The 20,725-nt window shown below is 69.4% G+C and carries 20 protein-coding genes and 1 tRNA gene; 9 read left to right on the plus strand and 12 right to left on the minus strand.

Annotated elements, in window-relative coordinates:
• Position 1 precedes the first annotated feature (1 nt).
• Genes ACIA58_RS09080 through ACIA58_RS09105 form a run of 6 tightly spaced genes read left to right on the plus strand, consistent with a single transcriptional unit; the run spans position 2 to position 8,285 of the window.
• Positions 2 to 1,210 (plus strand): acyltransferase family protein, encoded by a 1,209-nt coding sequence (locus ACIA58_RS09080; RefSeq protein ID WP_396403041.1) that lies wholly within the window; start codon positions 2 to 4, stop codon positions 1,208 to 1,210.
• 25 nt (positions 1,211 to 1,235) lie between these two features.
• Positions 1,236 to 2,537: a nucleotide sugar dehydrogenase gene (locus tag ACIA58_RS09085; protein ID WP_396403042.1), complete on the plus strand. Its 1,302-nt coding sequence runs from the start codon at positions 1,236 to 1,238 to the stop codon at positions 2,535 to 2,537.
• On the plus strand, positions 2,534 to 5,182 hold the full coding sequence (locus tag ACIA58_RS09090) for a glycosyltransferase family 4 protein (protein WP_396403043.1): 2,649 nt from the start codon (positions 2,534 to 2,536) through the stop codon (positions 5,180 to 5,182). The genes ACIA58_RS09085 and ACIA58_RS09090 overlap by 4 nt, the downstream gene beginning before the upstream one ends.
• A gap of 12 nt (positions 5,183 to 5,194) precedes the next feature.
• Positions 5,195 to 6,340 carry a glycosyltransferase gene (locus ACIA58_RS09095; RefSeq protein ID WP_396403044.1) on the plus strand — a complete coding sequence of 382 codons (1,146 nt, stop codon included), beginning with the start codon at positions 5,195 to 5,197 and terminating at the stop codon, positions 6,338 to 6,340.
• Positions 6,341 to 6,393: 53 nt separating this feature from the next.
• Entirely contained in the window at positions 6,394 to 7,371 is a 978-nt protein-coding gene (locus ACIA58_RS09100) for a hypothetical protein (protein WP_396403045.1), read from the plus strand.
• Positions 7,371 to 8,285 carry a hypothetical protein gene (locus ACIA58_RS09105; RefSeq protein WP_396403046.1) on the plus strand — a complete coding sequence of 305 codons (915 nt, stop codon included), beginning with the start codon at positions 7,371 to 7,373 and terminating at the stop codon, positions 8,283 to 8,285. Before ACIA58_RS09100 ends, ACIA58_RS09105 begins: the two co-directional genes overlap by 1 nt.
• Here ACIA58_RS09105 and ACIA58_RS09110 read toward each other — a convergent pair.
• Complete coding sequence (locus ACIA58_RS09110) at positions 8,234 to 9,073, minus strand: helix-turn-helix transcriptional regulator (protein ID WP_396403047.1); 840 nt, start codon at positions 9,071 to 9,073, stop codon at positions 8,234 to 8,236. The genes ACIA58_RS09105 and ACIA58_RS09110 overlap by 52 nt on opposite strands.
• A 102-nt stretch (positions 9,074 to 9,175) precedes the next feature.
• On the opposite strand from ACIA58_RS09110, the gene ACIA58_RS09115 reads away from it, so the two are divergent.
• Positions 9,176 to 9,922: an SDR family oxidoreductase gene (locus ACIA58_RS09115; RefSeq protein ID WP_396403048.1), complete on the plus strand. Its 747-nt coding sequence runs from the start codon at positions 9,176 to 9,178 to the stop codon at positions 9,920 to 9,922.
• A 17-nt stretch (positions 9,923 to 9,939) separates the two neighbouring features.
• On the opposite strand, the gene ACIA58_RS09120 is transcribed toward ACIA58_RS09115, so the two are convergent.
• Positions 9,940 to 10,815, minus strand: coding sequence for a hypothetical protein (locus ACIA58_RS09120; protein ID WP_396403049.1), 876 nt, complete (start codon positions 10,813 to 10,815; stop codon positions 9,940 to 9,942).
• A gap of 58 nt (positions 10,816 to 10,873) precedes the next feature.
• Positions 10,874 to 11,872, minus strand: coding sequence for an SPFH domain-containing protein (locus ACIA58_RS09125; protein WP_396403050.1), 999 nt, complete (start codon positions 11,870 to 11,872; stop codon positions 10,874 to 10,876).
• Between the two features lie 77 nt (positions 11,873 to 11,949).
• Here ACIA58_RS09125 and ACIA58_RS09130 point away from each other — a divergent pair, with 77 nt between their 5' ends.
• Entirely contained in the window at positions 11,950 to 12,627 is a 678-nt protein-coding gene (locus ACIA58_RS09130) for an NUDIX hydrolase (RefSeq protein ID WP_396403051.1), read from the plus strand.
• A gap of 230 nt (positions 12,628 to 12,857) precedes the next feature.
• Here ACIA58_RS09130 and ACIA58_RS09135 read toward each other — a convergent pair whose 3' ends face one another.
• Positions 12,858 to 13,760 (minus strand): carbohydrate kinase family protein, encoded by a 903-nt coding sequence (locus ACIA58_RS09135; protein WP_396403052.1) that lies wholly within the window; start codon positions 13,758 to 13,760, stop codon positions 12,858 to 12,860.
• 87 nt (positions 13,761 to 13,847) lie between these two features.
• Here ACIA58_RS09135 and ACIA58_RS09140 point away from each other — a divergent pair, with 87 nt between their 5' ends.
• A complete protein-coding gene (locus ACIA58_RS09140) occupies positions 13,848 to 15,056 on the plus strand; it encodes an alpha/beta hydrolase family protein (RefSeq protein WP_396403053.1) in 1,209 nt (402 codons plus the stop codon).
• Here ACIA58_RS09140 and ACIA58_RS09145 read toward each other — a convergent pair.
• The 8 genes from ACIA58_RS09145 to ACIA58_RS09180 all read right to left on the minus strand — a co-directional run bounded on the left by ACIA58_RS09145 (position 15,046) and on the right by ACIA58_RS09180 (position 20,724).
• Complete coding sequence (locus tag ACIA58_RS09145) at positions 15,046 to 15,675, minus strand: CoA transferase subunit B (protein ID WP_396403054.1); 630 nt, start codon at positions 15,673 to 15,675, stop codon at positions 15,046 to 15,048. The two genes, ACIA58_RS09140 and ACIA58_RS09145, sit on opposite strands and share 11 nt — an antisense overlap.
• 1 nt (position 15,676) lies before the next feature.
• Complete coding sequence (locus ACIA58_RS09150; protein ID WP_396403055.1) at positions 15,677 to 16,432, minus strand: CoA transferase subunit A; 756 nt, start codon at positions 16,430 to 16,432, stop codon at positions 15,677 to 15,679.
• A 90-nt stretch (positions 16,433 to 16,522) separates the two neighbouring features.
• The gene (locus tag ACIA58_RS09155) at positions 16,523 to 17,455 is read right to left on the minus strand and encodes a hypothetical protein (RefSeq protein ID WP_396403056.1); all 933 of its coding nucleotides are present in this window, start codon (positions 17,453 to 17,455) and stop codon (positions 16,523 to 16,525) included.
• Between the two features lie 54 nt (positions 17,456 to 17,509).
• Complete coding sequence (locus tag ACIA58_RS09160) at positions 17,510 to 18,208, minus strand: carbohydrate-binding family 9-like protein (protein ID WP_396403057.1); 699 nt, start codon at positions 18,206 to 18,208, stop codon at positions 17,510 to 17,512.
• Positions 18,201 to 18,680, minus strand: a complete 480-nt coding sequence (locus ACIA58_RS09165; protein ID WP_396403058.1) for a hypothetical protein — start codon at positions 18,678 to 18,680, stop codon at positions 18,201 to 18,203. The genes ACIA58_RS09160 and ACIA58_RS09165 overlap by 8 nt, the downstream gene beginning before the upstream one ends.
• Positions 18,681 to 18,689: 9 nt before the next feature.
• Positions 18,690 to 19,310 carry a lipoyl(octanoyl) transferase LipB gene (gene lipB / locus ACIA58_RS09170; RefSeq protein WP_396403059.1) on the minus strand — a complete coding sequence of 207 codons (621 nt, stop codon included), beginning with the start codon at positions 19,308 to 19,310 and terminating at the stop codon, positions 18,690 to 18,692.
• A 10-nt stretch (positions 19,311 to 19,320) separates the two neighbouring features.
• A complete protein-coding gene (locus ACIA58_RS09175) occupies positions 19,321 to 20,580 on the minus strand; it encodes a J domain-containing protein (RefSeq protein ID WP_396403060.1) in 1,260 nt (419 codons plus the stop codon).
• Between the two features lie 67 nt (positions 20,581 to 20,647).
• Positions 20,648 to 20,724 (minus strand) — tRNA-Pro (locus ACIA58_RS09180).
• Position 20,725 lies beyond the last annotated feature (1 nt).

A 20,725-nucleotide genomic window follows, 5' to 3' on the forward strand; every position in this document is an offset into this window, starting at 1 on the left:
CATGACGAAGGCCGCCGAAGAGAACCAAACGCCGCCGACCCAGGAAGCCCCCGGGTCGGCCGATGTGGGGACCCCGCCTCCCGGCGCGCCTGTCAGTGCCTTCCCGGGCGAGTCCGGCGCACCGCCGGTGTCCCGCAGTGGACGGTTGCCACGAGTCGAGTCGCTCACCGGCCTGCGCTGGTGGGCGGCCTTCTTCGTGTTCTGCCACCACATGACCAACCTGGCGCCGCTGCCGGTCTACGACTTCCTGAAGTACGGCACCTCCGGCGTCACGTTCTTCTTCGTACTGTCCGGTTTCGTGCTGACCTGGTCTGCCCAGAAGGGCACGAAGATCCGGACGTTCTACCGGCGCCGGTTCGCCCGGATCTTCCCGCTGTACTTCCTCACCCTGGTCGCGGCGTTCTTCGTCTTCTACCGGGCCGACCCGCCGGCCGGGATGTCGTGGATCAAGCCGATCTCGGTGGGCGTGCTGGTGCTGTCGCTGTTCCTGGTGCACGGCTGGTCGAACAACCCGACCATCCTGTACGGCGGTAACCCGGCGGGCTGGACGCTGTCGGTGGAGGCGTTCTTCTACGCGTACTTCCCGTTCGTCTGGCGGGCCACGCAGCGGCTGAAGACGACCGGCGGCCTGATCCTGTGCGTCACGGTGATCGTGGCGGGCGGCGCCTATCGGCTGGCGTTGTTCCACTACAAGGACGTCGTGCCGATCCTGCCGCAACCGATCCTGCATTCGGTGGCGTTCCTGTTCGGCATCGGCCTGGCGATCTCGCTGCGGTCCGGCTGGAAGCCGCGGATCCCGGTGTGGTTCGCGTTCCTGGTCACCGGCGGCGGTCTGTACATCCTCTGGTACTCCGGTGCCCACCCGGCGAACTTCCCGGGCGCGGTCACGATGGGTCTGTGCCAGAAGGAGATCCTCACGTTCCTGTACGGCTTCCTGATCCTCGCGGTCGCGTCCCGCGACACCCGCGGCGGACGCTCGATCCTGCGCAGCAAGCCGATGGTCGCGCTCGGCCAGTGGTCCTACGCCTTCTACCTGGTGCACGCCACGATCCTGTACGCGATCAAGGAGCACCACGGCGTGGCCGGCCCGATCGGCTGGTCCAACCTGACGTGGTACGCCGGTGTCCTCGTCCTGTCGATCTTTGCCTCGTGGCTGCTCTACAAGTTCGTCGAGCACCCGCTGGAACGGAAGCTCCGAGGCCCCCGATGAAGAATCACTACCTAGTGGAGAACCTGTGCGTGTCAGTGTTGTTGCCTTAGGCAAGATCGGACTGCCGCTGGCGGTCCAGTTCGCGGCCAAGGGCCATCAGGTCGTCGGCGTCGACATCAACGAGAAGTTCGTCGAGATGGTGAACGCCGGCAAGGAGCCGTTCCCGGGTGAGGCCCACCTGCAGGAGCTGCTCGCCGAGACCGTGGCCGACGGCCGCCTGCGGGCGACCACGGACTACGCGGACGCCATCCCGAACAGCGACGCGGTCGTCGTGGTCGTGCCGCTGTTCGTGGACGAGAAGACCGGCGAGCCCGAGTTCGGCTGGATGGAGAACGCGACCCGTTCGCTGTCCGAGCACCTCAGCCCCGGCACCCTGGTCAGCTACGAGACCACCCTCCCGGTCGGCACCACCCGCAACCGGTGGAAGCCGATGATCGAGGAGATCTCCGGCCTGACCGAGGGCACCGACTTCCACCTGGTGTTCTCCCCGGAGCGGGTGCTCACCGGCCGCGTCTTCGCGGACCTGCGCAAGTACCCGAAGCTGGTCGGCGGCCTGTCCGAGGAGGGCGCCAAGCGCGCCATCGCCTTCTACGAGGCGGTCCTGGACTTCGACGAGCGCCCCGACCTGCCGCGCGCGAACGGCGTCTGGGACCTCGGTTCGGCCGAGGCGTCGGAGCTGGCGAAGCTGGCCGAGACCACCTACCGCGACGTGAACATCGGCCTGGCGAACCAGTTCGCCCGGTTCGCCGGCCAGAACGGCATCGACGTACACGCCGTGATCGAGGCGTCGAACTCGCAGCCGTACAGCCACATCCACCGGCCGGGTATCGCGGTCGGCGGCCACTGCATCCCGGTCTACCCGCGGCTGTACCTGTGGACCGACCCGGAGGCAACCGTCGTCCGGGCCGCCCGCGAGGCGAACGCCGGCATGCCCGACTACACCATCGGCCTGCTCGAGGGCGCCTTCGGCGACCTGAAGGGCGCGAAGGTGGTCGTGCTCGGCGCGGCGTACCGCGGTGGCGTGAAGGAGACGGCGTTCTCCGGGGTCTTCCCGGCCGTGGAGGCGCTGAAGGCGCGCGGCGCCGAGGTGTCCGTGCACGACCCGCTGTACTCCGACGAGGAGCTCCAGGGGCTCGGCTTCACGCCGTACACGCTGGGCACCCCGGTGGACGCGGCGGTGCTGCAGGCGGACCACGCCGACTACGCGCAGCTGAGCCCGGCCGACCTGCCGGGTGTGAAGGTGCTCGTCGACGGTCGTGACCGCACCGACCCGGCTCGCTGGGCGGGTGTCCGTCGGATTGTGATCGGAAGGTCGGTCAGCCAGTGACAAATGCCGACCTGCGGGTCGTGATGATGGTCGCCAACGACGTCACCAACGACAGTAGGGTCCGCAAAGAGGCCGCAGCACTGGCCGAGACCGGAGCAGAGGTAACTGTGCTCGGGGTCTCGGCCAGCGGCCTGCCGTCGAGAGAAATGCTCGACGGTGCGCTGATCGTCCGGGTGGCGGTGCCCTTCGCACTGCGTGAGGAACGGAAACGAAGCCGGACGGCACGCCGCGACTGGCGACCGCCGTTGGTGGGGTACAAGCACCGCACGACCTACGTGTCGCGCAGCCAGCGGATCTCGGCCGAGCTGAAGGAGCTCAAGGCCGACTCCGGGCACGCGATCGCGCGGGCGAAGGCGGGGCAGGGTAATCCGCTCAAGTTCAAGGCCGGCGTCGCCACCCGGCTGCTCCGCCGGGCGCGCTGGAAGGCCGCCGAGCGGGCCACCTGGGTCCGCAAGGGTGTGGGCAACAAGGCCGATGCGCCGTTCAAGTTCAGCTGGCGGGCGTACGACGGTGTCCTGCACCGGATGCCCTGGCCGGCGCCGTGGCGCAAGCTGCACCCGGAAGCGCTGGACCTGGAGATCGCGTTCGGCGACCTGATCGACCGGCTCGAACCGGACGTGGTGCACGCGCACGACATGCACGTGATCGGTGTCGCGACCCGCGCCGCCGGCCGGGCGAAGCTGCGCGGCCGCACGCTGAAGGTCGTCTACGACGCGCACGAGTACGTCGCGGGCCTGTCGCAGTACGGCGCGCGCACCCGTCGTTCGATCGCGGCCTGGGCCAACCACGAGCGTGAGTACATCGGTGCGGCGGACCGGGTGATCACGGTCAGCCCGGCGATCGCGGCGCGGCTGCGGGCCGAGCACAAGCTCGACCACGAGCCGACCGTGGTGATGAACACGCCGAACCCGGCTGACGTGTCGGTCGAGGTGTCCGACATTCGCAGCCAGATCGGTCTCGCCTCCGACGTGCCGCTGCTGGTTTACAGCGGCGGCGTGACGCGGGCGCGTGGCATCCACACCGCCGTACAGGCGCTGGTCGACCTGCCGGACGTGCACCTGGCCGTCGTGTGCGTGCCTGGTGTGGCGACCGACGCCGTCCGGGAGTTGCAGGCGCAGGCTGTGCAGCTCGAGGTGCAGGACCGGCTGCACTGCCTGGACCCGGTGAAGCCGGACGAGGTGGTCGCGTTCCTCCGGACCGCCGATATCGGGCTGATCCCGATCCTGCGCTACCCGAGCCACGAGATGGCGCTGCCGAACAAACTGTTCGAGTACGCCTTCGCCGGCCTGCCGGTGGTGGTCAGCGACATGCCGAGCATGAAGGAGTTCGTCGACCGGACCCGGATCGGCGAGGTCTTCACCGCGGCGAACGCGCACGACCTGGCGACGAAGGTCCGTGCGGTGCTCGGTGACCTGGACAACTACCGCGAGCGGGTCGTCGACCCGACGTACCAGCAGGAAGTGTCCTGGTCCGGGCAGGCGGCCAAGCTGCGTGAGGTGTACGGCGAGCTGACGGGGCGGCAGCTCGAGGTGATCCGGCCGGGCGGCCGGATCAAGAAGACCGGGCGGCGCCTGCTGCTGGGGCCGGTCAACAGCGCCGGGCAGGCGTGGTTGTGGGCGACGGCGCTCGAGCGCGAGGTTCCGGACATCAAGGCCGAGTCCTTGACCACGGGCAGCGGCGCGTTCGACTTCCGCGTGCACCGCACGGGCACCTACCGGCAGTACCGCTCCGACCTGCGCTGGCAGCTGGAGCTGACGGCGTACGCGTTGCGCGAGGTCACCCACGTGCTGTTCGAGGCGGGCCGGCCGATGTTCGGCCAGCAACGCGGGCAGATGTGGACGACCGACGTACCGATGCTGGACCAGGCCGGGATCAAGCACGGTCTGGTGTTCCACGGGTCGGAGATCCGCGATCCCGAGCAGCACCGGGCGCAGTACCGCTACTCGCCGTTCCGCAACCCGGACGACGAGCTGACCCAGCGCCTGCAGGCCGCGAACAACCTGATGCGCCGCCACCTCGACGGCTACAACGGCCCGGTCTTCGTCACCACGCCCGACCTGCTGGAGTTCGTCGAGAACGGCTACTGGCTGCCGCTGGCGGTCGACATCGACGGCTTCGTGTCGACCCAGCCGGTGCTCGAGCGTGAGGTCCCGGTGGTGCTGCACGCACCGTCGGCCAGCGCGCTCAAGGGTTCGGCGTACGTCGACCCGGTGCTGACCGATCTGGACGCGCGGGGCCTGATCAAGTACCAGCGGGTCCAGGGCGTGCCGCATTCGGAGCTCGCCGAGATGGTGAAGAGCGCCGACATCGTGGTCGACCAGTTGCTGCTCGGTTCGTACGGCGTCTTCGCGTGCGAGGCGATGGCGGCCGGCCGGGTCACCGTCGGGCACATCGCGGACCCGGTCCGGGACCTGCTGCCGACCGACCTGCCGATCGCCGAGGCGAACCCGGACGATCTGTCGGAGGTGATCGAGCGGCTCGTCGCCGAGCGCGACACGGCCCGCAAGATCGCCGACGCGGGACCGTCCTTCGTGCGCGACCTGCACGACGGGCGGAAGTCGGTCGAGGTACTGCTGCCGTTCTTGAACAACGAGCTCACGTTCGACAAAGAGCTCGGCGACGAGACCGAGGCCGGCGGCGAGTAAGTGCGGATTCTGATGATCGCGCAGTCCCCGATCGCCGGGGACTCGCGGATCCTGCGGGAGGCCACGGCGCTGGCCGCGGCCGGTCACACGCTGCATGTGATCGGCCGCGACGTCCCGGACGGGTTCGAGATCGGTCCGGGCATCACGGTGGAGTCCGTCTCCCGCTCCTCCGGTCTGCGGAGCGGCAACGGCGGCCTCGCGGTCGGGCACGGGCGTAACGGGCCGAAGGTGCTGGTGCAGCGCTTCGGCCGGTGGCTCCTGCTGCCGGAGCACCGGAACCGCACCGAGAAGCATTGGCGGACCGCCGCGACGCCACGGGTGGCCGCGGCGGGGCCGTTCGACATTGTGCATGCGCACGACTTCAACACGCTCGAACTCGCGGCGGAGTACGCCGCGAAGTGGTCGGCCTCGCTGGTGTACGACAGCCACGAGCTGTGGTTCGACCGGGCGTTGCCGGGGCGGCCGACGCCGTTGTGGCGGGCTCGCGGGCGGCGGTACGAGGCTTCTCTTGCGTCGAAGGCCCGTGTTGTCTTCACCGTCTCCGATGGCATTGCGGAGCGGTTGCGGTCGCGGGGCCTCGCGGATGTTCGCGTCGTACGGAACACGTTCCCGCGCGCTGACGACGTACCGCCGGCACCGGATCGGCCGGAGGGACTGCTGTACGCCGGTCGCGTCGGGGCTGGGCGGGATCTGCCGACGGTTGTCGAGGCGGCGCGGCAGCTGGCGCCGTTCCGGACCGTGCTGATGGGGTCGGTGGATCCCAACTATCGCTTGGATCTGGGCCCGGTGGAGACCGTCGCGGAACGCTCGATCGACGAGGTCGACGACACGCTGCGCGAGTACGGCATCTCCCTCGTCACGCTGACGAACACCTGCGAGAACCATCGGCTTGCTCTTCCCAACAAGCTCTTCCACGCCGTGCGCGCCGGCGTACCGGTGGTCGCTGCCGACCTGCCGGAACTGCGTGCGGTCGTCACGCAGTACAAACTCGGCGGCCTCTACGAGCCCGGCAACCCCAATTCCCTGGCGACCGCGGTCCGCACGGTGATCGAGAATTACAGCACCTACACCGACGGCGTCCGTTCGGCGGCCGCAGAGCTCAACTGGGCAAAGGATTCCGCGACGCTGGTAGCCGCGTACGCCGACCTGTCCGACTGACCTGCAACCTTTCGTGCCCGCGCTGTATCAGAGGGTATGAGAGGGGTGCACACATGAATCGACGACTTATCGCCTTGGCCACCGGCGCGGTGCTCGCGCTGGCGGCGTTGATGCCCGCGGCTGCGCAAGCACAGGGGAGTGCGAAGCCCGATCCGACCAAGCCAGGGGCGACAGTGCCCGGCACCAACAAGAAGATCACCGCGGCGCAGGCCCAGGCCTGCTTCGTCTGGCAGGGCGGGGTGACCGCCGACGGCGGCCACCACTTCGCGGACCCGACCGCGACGGTGCCTCCGCAGGTGCCGGACAACTGGACCACCGCCGGGGCGTTCAAGCCCGGGCAGATCCGGTTGAGCGCCCGTCAGACCATCGAGCCGGACATCTCCGGCACCGACCGCTACGGGTACGTCGTGATCGGCGACGCGCTCTACTACAGCTACTACCAGGTGTACGGCGACGGGACTATCGACAACCGGTCGCTGAGCCGGGTCGGCGGTGGCTGGGGCAACTTCACCTTCCTGGAGACCTCCGACTACGAGAGCCCGGACTGGTCGAAGAAGATCTACCGCTCGGCGTCGTACGCGTTGCGCAACGACGGCGTGCTGTTCCGGTGGAACGTCGGCGAGAAGGGCTGGCGCGCCAGCGGGTCGTACCCGGGCTTCTCCGCGGTCAAGACGATGACGCTGATCGCCAAGACCCCGACGTACGACACGTTCCTGGCGAACACCCGCGGCGGAGCGCTCTACACGATCCGGATCCCGTCGGCGTCCCCGATGAAGCCGATCGTCAAGCAGGTGCGGACCCGGACGTGGCAGGGCTTCGAGACGCTGTCCGCGATGGGCTGCGGCCAGTACGGCTCACTGCTGCTCGCCGTCGACAAGGACACCAAGAAGAGCTATCTGTACGCCGTGGGCCACGCCAACGGCCTCTCCACGGTGATCCAGTCCCGCGGCGAGGTGCCGGCGACGTTCAGCGACCCGGTCGACTTCCGCTGGGTGACGATCCCGGTCTACGACACTGCGAACGGTGAATGATGCGTAAGGCGGCAGGACTGGCCGGCCTGGCCGGACTCGTCCTGGCCGCGGTGGTGCCGGCCAACGCCCAGGCGGCCGGCGCCACCACGACCGCTGCGTGCGAGGTATGGCTGGGATCGGTGACGGCAACCGGCCTCCAGCGGGAGCTCACGGTGACCGCGAGCATCCCGCCGACGATCCAGCAGGGACAGGCCCTGGCTGTGTACAAGCCCGGGCAGGTCCGGCTGAGCGCCCGGCAGACGTCTGAGCCCGGACCAGGAGGCACCGACCGCTACGGGTACGTCGTCATCGGTGACGCGCTCTACAACAGCGTCTACCGCACCGACATGGCCGGCGGCCTCGACCCGTCGAACCCGCCCAGCCTCGGCCGGATCGGCGGCGGCTGGACGAACTTCACCGCGATCGAGCTCGCCGACTACGCGAGCTACCCGGACGGCAGGATCAACCGCACCGCGTTCTACGGACTGCGCAACGACGGCGTCCTGTTCCGCTGGAACCGGGTGCGCGGCGGACTGCGGGCCAGCGGTTCCTACCCGGGATTCGCGTCGGTCAAGTCGATGGCGCTGATCGCGAAGACGCCGACGTACGACACCTTCCTGGCGAACACCCGCGGCGGTGCGCTGTACACGATCCGGATTCCCTCGGCGTCGCCGATGAAGCCGATCGTGACAGCGGTCCGAACCCACACCTGGCAGGGCTTCGAGACACTGTCGGCGATGGCCTGCGGCAAGAACGGCACGCTGCTGCTGGGCATCGACAAGGACACCAAGACCGCCTACCTGTACGCCGTCGGCCACGCGAACGGCACGGCAACCGTCATCCAGTCCCGCGGCCTGGTCCCCGGCACGTTCGACGACCCGGTCTACTTCCGCTGGGCCCCGATCTCACTCTTCGACACCGCCAACGGCGACTGAGCGACGAGCAAGGCCTCCAGCGCAGTCCGGGTCGTCGTGTCGGTGGGGGTGTAGGTGATGACGAACTGGTTGTCGTCGGGGAGTTGGAGGGACTCCAGGGTGAAGGTCAGGCGGCCGGCGGTGGGGTGGTTGAGGATCTTCGGGCAGTGGGAGCGGTTCTGGACGTCTTGGGAGGCCCAGAACCGCTCGAAGTCGGGGCTGGCGGTGCGGAGCTTGTTGACCAGCGCCGCCAGCTCCGCATCGTCGGCGTACTCGGCCGAAGCGCGGCGGAGTAGCGCGACCGCGTCCTGCGCGACCGTCTCCCAGTCCGCGTAGAAGTCCCGCGACGCCGGATTCAGGAAATAGAGGGTCGCCAGGTTGCGCTGCGCCGGGTCCTCGAAGTCCGCGATCACCTCGAGCGCGCCCGCGTTCCAGGCGAGCACATTGCTCAAGCGGTCGACGACGATGGCTGGGAGGTCCACCGCCTCGATCATCGCCTTCAGCTGCGGGCGGACGGCGGCCTTCGGTGGTACGGCGGGTGGCGCCGCACATGACAGCGACCGCAGGTGGTCCCGCTCGGCCTGATCCATCCGCAGTGCGTCCGCGACCGCGGACAGAACCGCGGCCGAAGGGTTTCCGGCCCGGCCCTGCTCCAGCCGGACGTAGTAGTCGACGCTCACGTTTGCCAGCAGCGCGACCTCTTCCCGGCGAAGGCCGGAGACCCGGCGATCCGGACCGGGCCGCAAGCCGACGTCTTCAGGGCGCACCCGGGCCCGCCTGGTCTGCAGGAACTCTCCCAACGCACTCACCACTCCAGTATCCCCAGACGATCCAACGGACTGGGTGGTACTGCCAGACCTACGGTCGAAGCGGATCTTCTGCGCCGGCTCCGCAGAGCAGACCGTGGACCCATGAGTACTTCACGCATCGCACTAGTCACCGGCGCGGCCAGCGGAATCGGCGCCGCGGTCGCCACTCGTCTCGCCGCCGACGGCGCCTCTGTCGCTCTCCTGGCCCGCCGTCGAGAACGCCTCGAGAAGGTGGCGGCGCAGATCGCCGAAGCAGGCGGTACGGCGCTCGTCGTACCGGCGGATGTCACGTCCGAGGAATCCGTGGCCGAGGCTGCCGCCTTGGTGCAGGAACGCTTCGGTGACCTCGACCTGCTGGTGAACAACGCCGGCCTGATGTCGGTGGTCCCGTTCGCGGACGGTCCGCTCGCCGACTGGCGTCGTACCGTCGAGGTCAATCTCACCGGCCTCATCACCGTCACCCACGCCTTCCTTCCCGCGCTCAAGCGGGCGGCCGCGAGTCGCACAACCGACCTGATCAACATGTCCTCCCTGGCCGCCGCACGATTCAACCCGGGCATGGCGGCGTACGGCGCCTCGAAGGCGGGCGTCAGCCATCTGACCCGCACGCTGCGGGCCGAGCTCGCCGACGAAGGCATCCGGGTGACCAACCTCGAACCCGGCATGATCGACGGCACCGAACTCGCCGACAGCTTCCCGGACGAACTGCGGTCGATGGTCGACGACCTCCGCAGTACCCTCCCCGCCGTCCCGGTGAGCGAGGTCGCCGAACTCGTCGCGTACGTCGTCAGCCGCCCGCGAGAGGTGAATCTGCCGCACCTGATCATCCAACCGTCGAAGGAGATCTAGCACTTGTTCACGACCGTTCAGACCACCAGGTGCAGCTTGACCGCGGCGACGCCGATCTCCACCCGCTGACCCCAGCTCACGGCCAGAGTGTCGGACTCCATCCCGTCACCGAACACGACCAGGTCCGACTCGGCCGTGATCGTCAGCGAGTCCGGTGCCTTGAGCAACCCCTCGGTGTTGTCGGTGCCGGTCGCCGGCGACGGCCAGGCCTCGCGCACGAACCAGCACAGCACGGGATCGGTCGGCGCCGGCAGCCCGAGCGGGCTGCGCCGTTCCTGCCAGGCCGATCGGCACCAGCCGGTCGATCCGGTTCCGGTCCCGACCAGGATCCCGGACGACGACTGCCGCTCGGGCAACCCGTCGGGCGAGCTCAGCCGGTAGCGCGCGGACTGATGCGTACGGTGGCCGACGTACACCTCGTTCAACGCCACGAGTTGCTGACCGTCATCAGTGCTCGCGGCAACCATCGTCCGCTCGACCGTGGTCCGGGTGACGAGCAGGTCCGAGATCGCGTCCGGATCGTGCGGCACGAGTACGCCGGGGTTGCGGGCCGGCTCGGGGTTGATGCCGATCACCGGCTGACCGTCGAGGTACTTCGCGACGTTGGCGACCAGACCGTCCTGGCCGACCGCGATCACCACATCCTCCGGGCCGAACCCGAACCGGTCGAGATCGTTGCGCTCAGCAACAGCTCGGCGCCAGTCGAGCGGGATCGCCGCCGACACCGTGGCGAGCGCGTCCTGCTGCGCCTGGTGCCGCGCGTCGAGCTCGGCCAGGTCCCGGCCGCGCCCGGCCAGGAAGAACCCGGCTTGCTGCCGCGTCCCGTGCCGGCCGATCAACTCCGTCAGCTCGGTCGCCCGATGCACGATCACCGCTCTTGGTGGGAGGCTCATCAGCAACCTCCCGTGGCGGGCCGCCCCCGGCGCGGCCCGCCCGTCCGTGGCCCCCGGGTCATGCCGGCTGCCCGGAGGTGAGCTTCGTCAGGAGCGGAGTCAGGAGGTCCGGCGTCAGATTCAGCGTGCCGATGTCCGGCAGCGCACCCTGCTTGATCGCCAGCGCGAGGATCGTGCCCTGGTCCAGCTCGGCGTACGCGTCCAGCAGCGCCTTCTCCGCAGCGGCCTCCGCAGCACCGATGACCCGCTTGGCGTCGGCCTCGGCCTGGCTGAGCGTCCGTTGCTGGCTCGCCGCCGCCTCGGTCGTGATCGCCTCCGCCGCTACGGCCTCGGTCGCCCGCAGGCGCTCGTTCTGACCGCGCTGGCTGACGAGTTGCTCCTCGCGCCGGGCGAGCTCGATCTGGTTCTGCAGCTCGTTCTCCGCGATCGACCGCTCCCGCTCGACTGCTATCGCACGACGCTCGTACGTCGCCTTGTCGGCGGCCTGCTGCACCATCTCGCGGGTAGGAGTCTGCAGCGCCTTCTCCACGTCCCGCTCGGCCCGGACCGCGACCACGCGGACGTCCTCGACCCCGATGCCGAGACCGGTCAGGCGATGGTCTTCGCGCAGCCCGGTGCCGACCGCCTGCCGCAGCGAGGTCATGCCCTCGGACAATGCCTCGGTCAGCGTCATCCGGGCCAGCAGGTCCAGCGCGGTCTGCTGCGCGAGCTCCGTCAACAGTCCGCCGAGCTGCTCCAGCGGAGTGGCTCGCCAGAGCCCGGTGTCCGGGTCGATCCCGAAGTCGAGGCGGCTCGAAGCCAGTGCCGGGTCGGTGATGCGGTACGTCACGCTCGCCTGCACGGCGACGTCCTGGAGGTCCTGCGTGCGGCCGTGGAACAGCAGCGGCTGCTCGCGGTCGTCGATCGGGATCTCGCTCAGCGACGAGTTCAGCGCCCGGAACCAGAACGCCTGGCCGGCGCCGTCGTGCGCGACCTTGCCGTTGCGCAGGTGCCGCACGTGGGTGGTCGGGTTCGCGCGCAGGTGGCTGATGAACCGGAACCGGGTGATGTCTGCCATCTCTCTTACTCCTTGTCGTCACTATGACGATAAGGGTAGGGATGACTTCTCGTCAAGATGACAATTAGAGTAGGAGCATGGATTTCGAGCCGCTCGGCCTGGCCGCCGACCTGGTCATCCTGACCGTGCGCGACTCTCGCCTCGAGGTGCTGCTGATCAAGCGGGGCATCGCGCCGTACCAGGGCCGCTGGGCGCTGCCCGGCGGGTTCGTCCGGCCGGACGAGGACCTGGAGACGACCGCGCGCCGCGAGCTCGCCGAGGAGACCGGGCTGCCGTCGGAGCGCATCCACCTCGAGCAGGTCGCGACGTACGGCGCTCCTGATCGCGACCCGCGCGGCCGGGTGGTCAGCGTGGCGTACCTGGCCCTGGTACCGGACCTGCCCGCGCCGGTCGCCGGATCGGACGCCGCGTCGGCGCACTGGGTCGCCGTCGCCGAGGTCGACGCCGGGCGGTTGGCGTTCGACCACCATCGGATCCTCGCGGACGGGGTCGAGCGAGCCCGTGCCAAGCTCGAGTACTCGCCGCTCGCAACCGCGTTCTGCCCGCCGGAGTTCACGATCTCCGAGCTGCGCGGGATCTACGAGGCGGTCTGGGGTACGCCGCTCGACCCGCGCAACTTCCACCGCAAGGTCACCAAGACCGCCGACTTCGTCGAGCCCGCCGGCGGTACGACAACCCGCGACGGCGGCCGCCCCGCCCAACTCTTCCGCCGCGGGACCGCGACCACCCTGCACCCGCCGATGACCCGAGGTTGACCTCCACTCGCTCCGACCTGCCTGTCCAGCGTCCGTCTCAGGGGTTGGCCCCTGAGACGGACGCCGAACCTGGGCGGCGCGTGGTGGGTTGGGAGGGTGGATGGTGGGTTGGGACCTGGAATAGCAGGTCTCAGGTCACCAGTGCAGGTCTCAGGTCACCAGTGCTGGTGTCAGGTCACCAGTGCTGGTGTCAGGTCACCAGTGCAGGTGTCAGGTCGCCAGTGCTGGTGTCAGGTCGCTTCAGTTGTGGTTCGGCTTCGAAGAGCTAGCTCCTCGGCCGTGATCAGGTCGGTGTGGGTGCCGGGAGAGCCGCAGGCCCAGGCGCCGGCGATCGTGCCGGCCAGGGCGGCATCGGTCCAGGGGGCGCCGTCGAGGTAGCGGGCCAGGAAGGCGGCGACGTACGCGTCGCCGGCGCCGTTGGTGTCGACGACGGTGCGGTCGGGGAACCGGATCGCGGGGAAGTGCTGCGTCGCTTCGCCCCGGACGTGCAGGAAACTGCCCTGCGCGCCGGCCATCGCGACCACGACCTCGGCGCGGCCGTTGGCGAGGATCCACTCCACGCCGTCGGGCGGCAGGGCGCTGGTGGAGACGAAGACGATGTCCGACGCGGTCGCGAAGTCCTTGTGGTGGTCGTTGCGGCCGTCCCAGTCGTGCAGGTCGGTGGAGATCGAGCGGTCGGCGGCGATCGCGTCGCCCAGAGCGTCGCGGGCGAAGTCCATGATCGAGACGTGGACGTGCTGGGCCTGCCGGATGACCGGTCGCCACAGGCCGGGGTCGACGCGCAGGCCGGGCGGGTGGCGTCCGTCGTACAGCGAGAGCCGGCGGCCGTCCGGGCCGACCAGGTTCACCGACCGGCGGGTGCCGCTCGGGTGCAGTGCGACGCGCAGCGGGAGCCCGAGCTCTTGGTACGTCCGTCGGATGCGGGCGCCCTCGGGATCGTCGCCGATCACGTCCACCAGACCGGCGTTCAGCCCGAGCAGGTGGCAGCCCAGCGCGACACCGTGCCCGGTGTGCGCCAGGTACGACTCGATCGGGTCGACCGCGATCGAGTCCATATCCGCCAACGGCAGGCTCGGCACCCGCACGATCGTGTCGATCCCCACTCCACCGATCACCAGCACATCCAACTCCACGGGTCCCGTCATACCCGACTTTCGGCAGGGATCACAGGTGTCTTCGCAAGCTGAACAAACCCTGTGCATCCGGGCAGAGTCAGCCCCATGCTGACCCGACGCGTTCTCCTCGCCTCCGCAGGCGCGACGCTGCTCGCCCCGCTCACCCAAACCGCCTGGGCCACCACGCGGAGTGTTTCGATTCGTCTCCCGCGACCCACCGGTCCCTTTCCGGTCGGCACGACCGAGTTGCATCTGGTCGATGCCGGCCGGGACGACCCGTACGTGCCCGGGCGGCCACGGGAGTTGATGATCAGCGTCTGGTACCCGGCGAGCCGGCCCGCCCCGCCCGCGCCGTACCTGCCGCCGCTCACCGCCGAGGTGTACGGCGAAGGCGCCGCCGTCGCGCTCGAGCAACCGGTCGGGACCGTCGACTGGGCCGGTGCCAAGAGCCACGGCGGCCTGCTCGCCCCGGTCAGCCATGGCCGTCGGCCGGTTGTGCTCTTCTCGCCCGGGTTCGGCGTACCGCGTGGGCTTGCGTCGATCAGCGTCGCGGAGCTCGCCAGCCGTGGGTATGTCGTGGTCACGGTCGACCATACGTACGAGGTCGCGGGTGTCGAGTTCCCCGGCGGACGGCTCGAAGTACAGGCGCTGCCGACCACGCCGTACGCCCTGCTCGCCCGCTCCGCCCGGTTCGCCGACCTTCAGTTCGTCCTGAACAGCATTACCCGGCTGGCCCACGGCGAGAACCCCGACGCCGAGCACCGCCGTCTCCCGTCCGGTCTCGGCAGGATCTTCGACCTCGACCGGATCGGCGCGTACGGCCACTCCGCCGGTGGCCTCAGCTCGATCGACCTCCTCGTCGCCGACCCGAGGATCCGCGCGGCCATCGACCTGGACGGCGACCTCGGCTACGGGTACGACGACCCGGCCGACTGCCCGGCCGTCGCGACGGGCACCGATCGGCCGTTCCTGCTGATGGGCTCCGGCAACATCGGCCCGGGTCCGCACGACCACCACACCGACCCGTCGTGGGCCCTGTTCTGGGACCACTCGACCGGCTGGAAACGCGACCTCAACCTGCCCAACGGCCGCCACTACAGCTTCGTCGACCACCAGGCCATCATCCCGTGGCTCGAGCGCTACATCACCGTCCCGCCGGGCCTGATCGCGAACACCGTCGGCACAGCGAACGCCGAGAAGGTACTGCGGGCCATGCGCGCCTACATCCCCGGGTTCTTCGACCAGCACCTCCGGCACCGCCCGGACCACGGCCTGTGGTCGCGGGCGCTGCCGGAGACCGCCTTCATTGCTTGATCGGGGCGCCGGTCTTCTCCTGGAGCTCGTCGAAGGTGACGCCTTCGGCGAGCTCGACCAGCTGGAGGCCGTCGTCGGTGATGTCGAGGACGGCGAGGTCGGTGATGATCCGGTTGACGACGCCGCGGCCGGTGTAGGGCAGGTCGCACTCTTCGAGGATCTTGTGCGAGCCGTCCTTGGCGACGTGTTCCATCAGCACGATCACCCGCTTGGCGCCGTGCACGAGGTCCATCGCGCCGCCCATGCCCTTGACCATCTTGCCGGGGATCATCCAGTTCGACAGGTCGCCCTTGGCCGACACCTGCATCGCGCCGAGGATGGCCGCGTCGATCGCCCCGCCGCGGATCATGCCGAACGACAGCGACGAGTCGAAGAACGACGCGCCGGGCAGCGTGGTGACGGTCTCCTTGCCGGCGTTGATCAGATCCGGGTCCTCCTCGCCCGCGACCGGGTACGGCCCGACGCCGAGGATGCCGTTCTCGGACTGCAGTACGACGGTGACGCCGTCGGGGATGTAGTTCGGGACCAGCGTCGGCAGACCGATACCGAGGTTCACGTACGAGCCGTCGTCCAGCTCCGCGGCTGCCCGCGCCGCCATCTGCTCACGGGTGAGTGGCATGTCAGGCTCCCTTCTGTACGGTCAGCTTCTCGATCCGCTTCTCGATATCCTTGCCAACGGCAACAATACGCTGGACGTAGACACCGGGCAGGTGGATCGAGTCCGGGTCCAGCTCACCAGGCTGGACCAGCTCCTCGACCTGCGCGATCGTCACCCGGCCGGCCATCGCGGCCAGCGGGTTGAAGTTGCGCGCGCTCCGGTCGAAGACCAGGTTGCCGTGGGTGTCGCCCTTGAGCGCGTGTACCAGCCCGAAGTCGGTGGTGATCGAGTCCTCCAGCACGTACGTCGTACCGTCGATCTCCCGCGTCTCCTTCGGCTCCGAGGCCTTCGCGACCGAGCCGTCCGCGTTGTACTTCTGCGGCAACCCACCCTCCGCGACCTGCGTGCCGACACCGGCCAGCGTGTAGAACGCCGCGATCCCGCAGCCGCCGGCGCGCAGCTTCTCGGCCAGCGTGCCCTGCGGGGTCAGCTCGACCTCCAGCTCGCCGGTCAGGAACTGCCGGGCGAACTCCTTGTTCTCCCCGACGTACGACGAGGTCATCTTGGCGATGCGCTTGTCCGCGAGCAGGATGCCCAGGCCCCAGTCGTCGACGCCGCAGTTGTTCGACACCACGCTGAGCCCGCTCACCCCCCTGTCGTGCAGAGCGCTGATCAGCTGCATCGGGTTGCCGCACAACCCGAAACCCCCGACCGCGAGGCTCGCGCCGTCCCCGATGTCCGCCACCGCTTCCTGCGGCGACCCGTACGTCTTGTCCATCAGCTGCTCCGTTGCAGTCGTCGGTGCCGATTTGCTCCCGACTCTAACCAGCAGCACCGCCCGCCGCGATGTGGCTGGCACCACACCTGGCTAGGCCGAGGCCTCGGAGGCGTTCAGCACGCGGAGCTCGTGCAGGGCCTCGAAATGAGCGTCCTCGAGGTTGGAGAGCGTGAGGACCGCCGAGAGGTGCCCACGGGCGGCGGGTACGTTGCCGGAGTGCCGCGCGGTGCGTGCCAGCCCCAGCCTGGCCACCGCGACCGTCTCAGTGAGGTCCGCGTGCTCTCCGATGGACAGTGCGCGGCTGTAGTCCGCGTGAGCGTCCTCGAGCTTCCCCATCCGCCGGTAGAGGTCGGCGCGGTCGCACAGCAGCTGTGCGGTCTCCGCAGCAAGACACAACTGCTCCGCGAGCTCCAGCGCCTCCGTAGTGATGTCCAGCGGCTCGTCGACGACCTGACGGAGCGCACACAGCGCCAGGAACATGCCCCAGCGGTCCTCGAGCATCCGGAACCGGCCCAGCGCCGTACGCAAGGCCTGCGCCGCGTCACTCGGCGCGGCGGTGGTCAGCCCCGGGTAGCCCCGGCACAGCTCGACGGCGGCCCGCGTCCACGCGTCACCGCTCTCGTTCCGCTCCAGCACGTCCTCGACCACGTCGGCGGGCTCGAACGGCCCGAACACCAGTGACCACAGCAGGACGGTCACGGAGTACCGGAACGGGCCTGTCGTGGTCAGCACGACCTGCTGGGCCAGCTCCACCTGCTCCTGCTCGGCCGACGCGGCCCCGTGGATGACGGCGAGCAGGTACTCCTCGTCCAGCCCGACCGGGACGGTCCGGCCGAGCATGCTGAGCACCCGCTCTGCCGCCGCCGCTGCCTCGTCCTGAAGTCCGTGCGACCACCAGTACGCCGAGTAGCGCGCAACGAGCCGCAAGGCGGTCCGCAGGTCGCTCTCACAAGCGCGTTCGATCGCGCTGACGACCTGGTCCGCCTCCAGACTGTGTGGATCTCCGGAGCCCCCCAAGTTCACGTACCTCATTGTTGCGCGGCCCTGTTAACGCCGGGTCACGGGGGTCACGCGCGGTCAGAAACGAAGGACGCCCCAGCGGTCCGGCCGGTGCATGTCCTCGATGCCCTGCGGCGACCAGACCCAGAACTCGATCTGTTCACCCTTCACGTACGCGCCGTCGACCACCTCGTGCGGCCACTCGCAGCGCATCAGGTTCATCCGCCACTCGTCACCCGGGTTCGGCGGGGTCGCGCGGCCGGCGTTGTACCCAGCCAGGTCGGCCCACGGCACGGCGAGCTCCACCGACCACGCGGTGTCCGTGTCGGACGGGTCGTTGACCGTGCCGTCGACGTGGATCGCGGTCCGCAGACCGGGCAGGTTCGTGGGGTCGATCGGGAGCCCGCCGGCGACGTACGGCTTGGGCAGCGTCAGCTCCCAGATCGTGCCGAGCGGGTTGATCTCGAACTCGTAGTAGTTCAGCCCGTCGCCGTCCGGGTCCAGGAAGAGCTCGAAGTTGTTCTCGTGGAACAGCTTGCTGTTCTTCTCGGTCATCGTCGACCAGATGTGCGGCTCCTCCAGCAGGCCGCCGACGTAGAGGTACTGGTCGTCGTACATCAGCTTCGCCCGGGTCCGGAACCGCGGGGCGGGGCCGTCGTGGATCGGGACGAAGTCGGTGGTCCAGGGCACGGCCGCCCAGGCGGGGTCGGTCAGGGTGCCGTCGAGGTTCGGGGTGGTGGCGGTCCGGGGGCACTCGTAGACGGGCAGATCAGGCATCGGCACGCTCCAGCAGTCGGGCGACGAGATTGGCGAGCAGGAAGGTGATGGCGGTCAGCGCCGGTACGACGGCGAGGATCCACGGCGAGTCCAGGTGGCCGGTCAGGAACGCGACGACGAGCGCCACCATGAACGCGACCCCGAGGAACGGGATCAGTCGCGGGTGCGGCATCGCGAGCCGGCTGAGGGCGAGGCCGCCGAGCACCATCGTGACGACCACGACGAGCACCAGCAGCGGGAGGCCGAGCGCACCGCAGTTCGTGGTGTCGCGGAACCGGTCGCAGCTGCGCTCACTCAGCCAGATCAGCGCGATCGTCGCGAATCCGCAGAGCAGACCGACGACGGCCAGGATCAGCACCGGCGGCAGCGGCGGGGCGTCGAACCGGCCCGGGCGGGCCTCGTCGGTTTCCTCGTCGGCGGCCTCCAGAACGGCTTCCAGGTCGTCCGGCATCCGGTCGTCGTCCTGACTCATTCCCGAAGGCTATCGGGCTCCCAGGGAGTTCGCGATCGCGTCACGCACCTCGGCGTCGGTCGGCGCGGGTACGCCGCGTTCGGCCGCGAGCTCGGCCAGGGACGTCATCGTGACATCGTGCAGCCCGCAACTCGTGAACGTGTGAAACACGGTCATGTCCGGGTCGACGTTGACCGAGAAGCCGTGGCTGGTGACGCCGCGCCGGATCCGCATCCCGATCGAGCAGAGCTTCCGGCCGTCCTCGGTCCACACCCCGACCAGGCTGCTGGCGCCCTTCGGGGTGTCCCGGCGCACCAGCGGGAAGCCGAGCGACCCGAGCGCGTCGATCAGGCCGTTCTCCACCCAGCGCACGATGTCGACCGGACCGCGCTGCTTCAGGTCGATGACCAGGTAGCCGACCAGCTGGCCCGGTCCGTGGTACGTCGCGAAGCCGCCGCGATCCACCGCGACGGCCGGCGTACCGGCGGGCAGGTCGTCCGGTGACGTCCGCGGGCCGTAGGTGATCACCGCCGGATGACTCAGCAGGAACAGGCGGTCCCCGGCCTCGCCTTCGATCCGCTCCTCGACCCAGCCGCGCATGTCCTTCGCGGCGACGTCGTACTCCACCTCACCAAGCTCAACCCGCTGCACGCCTTCCAGATTAGGTGACGGGTGCTTGGTACAGGACGTCGTACAAGAGGCGGCGGTCCAGGGTGCTGCCCGGTTGGAGCCAGGCGTTGAGGTCGGTGAATGCGGATTGCGGGGACAGGCAGGTGATGGCGGCGTCGGGACTCGAGGCCGTGGTGATGCCGTGCTGGCCGTCGACCATCGGGAGCACGACGAGGAAGCCACGTACTTCGGTTCGCCTGAGGAAGCCCTGCCACGCGTTCACGGCGGCCCCCAGGCCCGGGTCGCCGCCGTACGGCTGGCCGTCGCGCAGGACCGAGCCGTAGAGGTCGATCGAGTACGTGCCGGGCGGTGCGACGACCGACGTGACCACGGCGACGCGGCTGTCCGCGATGACCAGGTGGTCGGTTGTCAGGCCTCCGATCACCGGCCCGTGCACAAGCTTGGCGGCCGGGAGCGCGGCGACCACGCCTTCCAGGATGCGTGCGGTCCGGCGGGTCCGCAGTACTTCGGAGGGCGGTAGCGGAGGCCTGCGCCCGTCGTCGACGAGTGGCTCACCGGGGCGGCCCCAGACGTTGGCGTCGTACGCGGCGTACTCGTCGATCGCCCGGTCCAGGTCGCGTGCCTTCGTCCATCGCCAGCCGACCAGGCGGACCAGGATCAGACCGCCGACCTCGACCCACAACACGGTCCGCGGACCGGTGTCGAGGCTGCCGACCACGACCGTGATCAGGAACGTGATCGCGAACAGGATCCCGAGCCGGCTCATCGCGCGGCCGAACGGGATCCGTCGGCGCCAGTGCGCCGGCAGCCCGGCGACGCCGAGGATGACCTGCGCGACGCCGACGAGGAGGTACTTCGGACTGACGATCGCCGCCACGATCAGCGGGCCGACGACCATCACGAGCCAGGCGGTGATCAGGACGCCCGCCACCACCCGCCACCGCCCGAACCGCGGCACGACGCGGATCGGCCCCACGCTCGAGTCCGGAGCCGCCTGCGGCGAATCGGCCGGCGGCGAATCGGCGCGCGGAGGATCGGCCCGTGGTGGATCTTGGCGTGGTGGGTCCTGGCGTGGTGGAGTCTGTCCGTTCGGCCCGCCGAGCGTGCGGTCGTACGCGGCCCGCTTCGCCGGATCGCCCAGCGTCGTCCACGCCTCCTGCACGAGCCGGAACAGCGCCGCGTTGCCGCCCTGGTCCGGGTGGACCTGACGAACCAGGCGCCGGTACGCCGACTTGATCTCCGCCGTCGTAGCGGATCTCTCGACGCTCAGCACCTCGTAGTGGTCGGACACCCCAGCACCTCCACAACACGCCATAACGCACTCAGGGCCAGTCACCGAAGTGACTGGCCCTGAGTGTTGGTCGGGCTGACAGGATTTGAACCTGCGACCTCTTCGTCCCGAACGAAGCGCGCTACCAAGCTGCGCCACAGCCCGA

It is taken from the genome of Kribbella sp. NPDC051586, assembly GCF_044453965.1.
GTDB lineage: Bacteria > Actinomycetota > Actinomycetes > Propionibacteriales > Kribbellaceae > Kribbella.